The sequence below is a fragment of the Fundidesulfovibrio sp. genome, from assembly GCF_058402725.1.
Genome location: NZ_JBZVFJ010000169.1, coordinates 1 through 4299, shown reverse-complemented (window position 1 = coordinate 4299; position 4299 = coordinate 1). Strand labels below are relative to the sequence as shown.

General features: G+C 75.6%; 4 protein-coding genes. 3 read left to right on the top strand and 1 reads right to left on the bottom strand.

All coding sequences use genetic code 11. The features are described from left to right. Together ACV4UX_RS16360 and cbiD are read left to right on the top strand one after the other, a co-directional pair. A partial coding sequence (locus ACV4UX_RS16360; RefSeq protein ID WP_491594350.1) for a cobyrinic acid a,c-diamide synthase CobB occupies positions 1-1260 on the top strand: 1260 nt, incomplete at its 5' end. 5 nt (positions 1261-1265) lie between these two features. Then, entirely contained in the window at positions 1266-2462 is a 1197-nt protein-coding gene (gene cbiD / locus ACV4UX_RS16355) for a cobalt-precorrin-5B (C(1))-methyltransferase CbiD (protein ID WP_491594349.1), read from the top strand. Here the strand turns inward: cbiD and ACV4UX_RS16350 are convergent. After that, positions 2450-2755, bottom strand: a complete 306-nt coding sequence (locus tag ACV4UX_RS16350; protein ID WP_491594348.1) for a Dabb family protein — start codon at positions 2753-2755, stop codon at positions 2450-2452. The two genes, cbiD and ACV4UX_RS16350, sit on opposite strands and share 13 nt — an antisense overlap. A 128-nt stretch (positions 2756-2883) precedes the next feature. Between ACV4UX_RS16350 and cbiE the strand changes: the two genes are divergently transcribed. Then, positions 2884-4164 carry a precorrin-6y C5,15-methyltransferase (decarboxylating) subunit CbiE gene (gene cbiE, locus ACV4UX_RS16345; protein ID WP_491594347.1) on the top strand — a complete coding sequence of 427 codons (1281 nt, stop codon included), beginning with the start codon at positions 2884-2886 and terminating at the stop codon, positions 4162-4164. Positions 4165-4299 lie beyond the last annotated feature (135 nt).

Sequence of the window (4299 nt, the reverse complement as noted above, 5' to 3'; positions counted from 1 at the left end):
CCGGACTTTATCGACCCCGGCCTGCACCGCCTGGCCTGCGGCCGGACGAGCCACAACCTGGACTCCTGGATGCTCCCCGCCGGGGTCAACCGCTCCCTGCTGGCCCGCCACGCCCACGGGGCGGACCTGGCCCTCGTCGAGGGGGCCATGGGCCTCTTCGACGGCGCGGGCGGCCCCGAGAACCTGGGCAGCGCGGCCCACATGGCCCGGCTCCTGGGCGCGTCCGTGGCCCTGGTGGCCGACGCGCGCGGCATGGCCCAGAGCGTGGCCGCCCTGGCCACCGGCTACGCGCGCTTCGACCCGCGCCTGAGCGTGGCGGGCCTGATCCTCAACCGAGTGGGCGGCCCTGGGCATCGCGAGGTGCTTGCCGATGCCCTGGAGCGGGCGGGCGTCCCCCTGCTGGGGATGCTGGCGCGCGACGAATCCCTCGCGCTGCCCTCGCGTCACCTGGGGCTGGTCACCGCCGAGGACCTGGAGCACCGTCCGGGCTGGCTGGAACGCCTGGCCGACTGGGTGGAGGATGGCATCGACCTGGACCGGCTCCTGGCGCTCCTGCCGGAGCACGCGCCGCAGGCCCCGATTCCGGAGCCCGGGGCGGAGTCTGGATCGACGGCGGCTTCCGGGCGCGTGCGCCTGGGCCTGGCCCGGGACCGCGCCTTCTGTTTCGTCTACGAGGAGAACCTTCGCAGGCTCGAAGCCGCCGGGGCGCAGATCGTGCCCTTCTCGCCCCTGGCCGACGCGCGGCTGCCCGAGGCCCTGCACGGGCTCTACCTGCCCGGAGGCTATCCCGAGCTGCACGCGCCCGCCCTCTCGGAGAACCGGACCATGCTGGAGTCCCTGCGCGCCTTCTGCGCCACGGGGCGGCCCGTGCTGGCCGAGTGCGGCGGCTTCATGGCCCTCATGGACTCCCTGGTGGACGCCGCCGGGCGGCGCTGGCCCATGGCCGGGGCGTTCCCCTGCGCGGCGCGCATGGGGCCGCGCTTCGCCGCCCTGGGCTACCGCGAGGCCCGCTTCGTGCGCGACACGCCCCTCGGCCCCGCCGGGACCACGGCCCGGGGCCACGAATTCCACTATTCCAGCCTGGAGGCCCCCCCGGACCTCCCCGAGGCCTACGCCCTCTCCGGGCGCAAGGGGCCGCTGCATGGCCCCGGCGGCTTCCTGGCGGGCAACGCCCTGGGCAGCTACGTGCACCTGCACTTCGCCTCCAACCCCGGGCTGGCCGCGGCCTTCGCGGACGCCATGCGCCGCGCCGGGGGCTGACCGCAGTGCCCAGGCGGCATCATCAGGGCGCTCCGCGCCAGGGCTTCACCACGGGCTCGGCGGCCGCAGCGGCGGCCAGGGCCGCGCTCACGCTGCTGCTCACGGGGCGCGCCCTCGATGCGGCGGACATCCCCCTGCCCCCCGACGCGGGGGCCGGACGCCTGACGGTTCCCGTGGACCGCACAGGCCTCGCGGGCCGCACCGCCTGGGCCGAGGTGGTCAAGGACGGCGGGGACGACCCCGACGCCACCCACGGCGCGCGCATCCGCTGCGTGGCCGCCTTCGAGCCCGGCGCGGAGACGGCCGTGGTCGTGGAAGGCGGCTCCGGCGTGGGGCGCGTCACCCTGCCGGGGCTGCCCGTGCCCGTGGGCCGGGCGGCCATCAACCCCGCGCCCCTGGCCCAGATCGAGGCCGCCCTGCGCGAGGCCCTGGCCGAGGCCTGGAACGGACACGGGGCCGTCACCGAAGACGGAGCCGACGGCGGGGACGGACCGGGAGCGGGGACCGGACGGACCGGGCTGGTCCGCCTGAGGGTGGAGGTGGAGCACGGCGAGGAACTGGCCCGGCGCACGCTCAATCCGCGCCTGGGCATCACGGGGGGCATCTCCATCCTGGGCACCCAAGGCGTCGTGAAGCCCTTCAGCCACGCGGCCTGGCAGGCCACCATCGACTCGGGCCTGGCCGTGGCCCGCGCCAGCGGGGACCGCACGGCGGCCCTCTCCACGGGGCGGCGCAGCGAGCGCCTGCTCATGGCGCGCCGCCCGGAGCTGCCCGAACGGGCCTTCGTCCAGGCTGCGGACTTCTTCGCCCACTCCCTGGGCGAGGCCGCCCGCCTGGGCTTCGAGGAGATCGTCTGGGGCTGCTTCTTCGGCAAGCTGGCCAAGATGGCCCAGGGACAGGCATACACCCACGCCCGCTCGGGCGACACGGACTTCGCCCTGCTGGCTCGCCTGGCCCGCGAGGCCGGGGCGGATCAGGCGGCGGCCCGCGCCGTGGCGGCGGCCAACACGGCCCGCCACGCCCTGGAGATCGTGCCCGGGGAGCTGCGGGGGGCCTTTGCGGCCCGCGTGCTGGAACAGGCCCTGGCCTCGGCCCGGGGCTTCCTGGAGGCGGGGGCGCGGCGCGCGGAAAACGCGCCGCGCGTGGGCATCGTCTGTTTCGGGTTCGACGAGGGGCTCCTCGTCGAGGGCTACAGCTCGTAGTCCAGGACGCGGCGCTCGGCGGCCACGCTCTTGATGAAGGCCACCACGGCCTGGTGCTCGGGGTGCACGGCGTAGGCCTTGAGGTCTTCCTTGGAGGCGAAGGTGGTGTAGAGGGCGATGTCCGTGGCGGGCACGGCCTCGAAGATGCCGCCCAGGGCCACTTCCAGGTCGATCACTCCGGGGACCTTGCCGGGCAGGGCCTCCAGGAGTTCCTTCATCTTCTTGGCGTTCTCGGCCTTGCCGCGGCCTTCGGCCTCGTCCTTGAGAGTCCACATGACGATGTGCTTGATCATGGCGGTTCCTTTGGGGAAAGTCTGGATGACGCGGGGCTCCGCGCCTGGGCCGGTTTCTAGGACGCCTCCCCGGGGCGCGTCAACAGCTCCCCCCTTTACGCCGGAGCCGCAGGCCCTACAGCCAGGGCATGCACGCTGCGTCGGACCTCCCCCCCCTTTACGTGATCGGCCTGGGCATGGGCGAGCCCCTGGCCCCGGCGGCCCTGGAAGCCCTGGAGTCGGCCCAGGCGCTGGCCGGGGGCGCGCGCCTGCTCGCGCGCTTCGCCCGCCTGCCCGGGGAGCGCGTGCCCCTCACGGCCCCCCTCTCCCAGGCCCTGGACCGCCTGGAGGCGCTGCGCGGCCAGGGCCTGCGCGTGGCGGTGCTGGCCGACGGGGACCCCCTCTTCTACGGCATCGGGGCCACGCTCCTGGAGCGCTTCGGCCCGGGCGGCCTGCGCTTCTTCCCGGCCGTGGCCAGCGTGCAGGCGGCCTGCGCCCGCCTGGGCCTGCCCTGGCAGGACCTCCCCGCCGTCTCGCTGCACGGCCGCCACGACACCGGCCCCCTCTTCCACGCCCTGGCCCGCCACGGCCGCGCCGCCGTGCTCACCGGCCCCCAGAGCGCCCCCGACGCCCTGGCCCGGCTCCTCCTGGAACGCGGCCTGGACGATGCCGTCCTGGACGTTCTGGAAAACCTGGGCTCGCCGGAGGAACGCGTGCGCCGCCTCACCCCGGACCAGGCCGCCGGGGAGCGGTTCGCGGCGCTCAACGTGGCGGTGGTCCGCGCCCCGGAGGCCCCCCTGGGGCCGCCGAGACTGGGCGCGTCCGACGATGACTACGAGAGCCAGGGCGGGCTCATCACCAAGTGGCCCGTGCGCGCCTGCGCCCTGGCGGCCCTGGGCCTGGCCCCGGGCATGACCGTGTGGGACGTGGGCTCGGGCAGCGGCTCGGTGGCCGTGGAGGCCTCGGCCCTGGCCGGCCCCGGGCAGGTGTGGGCCTTGGAGCGCGACCCCGCGCGCCACGCCATGATCCTGCGCAACGTGCGGCGCTTCGGGGCCTGGAGCGTGCGGGCCGTGCCGGGCGAGGCCCCGGGGGCCTTCGCGGACCTGCCGGACCCGGAGCGCATCTTCCTCGGCGGCTCGCTGGGGGGCGGCTCGCTGGGGGGCGGCTTGCCGGGAGTCGGCTCCCGGGAGGGCGCCGCCGTGCTGGACGAGGCCTGCCGCAGGCTGCGCCCCGGCGGGCGCGTGGCGGCGGCCGTGGTGCTCCTGGGCTCCCTGGCGCTCCTGCGGGAGCGCTTCGCAGCCCTGGGCTGGCCCGCGCGCACGCTCCAGGTGCAGGCCAGCCTGGGCCATCCCCTGGCCGGGGACGAGCGCCTCGCGGCCCTGAACCCGGTGTTCATCGTCCGGGCGGACAAACCCCTTGAAACCTGCTAGGACACGGACATGCAATCGCTCTACGAAACCGCCACCAACCTCTTCGAACCCATGACCCGCTTCTGGGAGAACCCCAGGACCGAACGGGCCATCTCCGGCGCGCTGGTGGTGATCTTCCTGGTCTCCCTGGCGGGC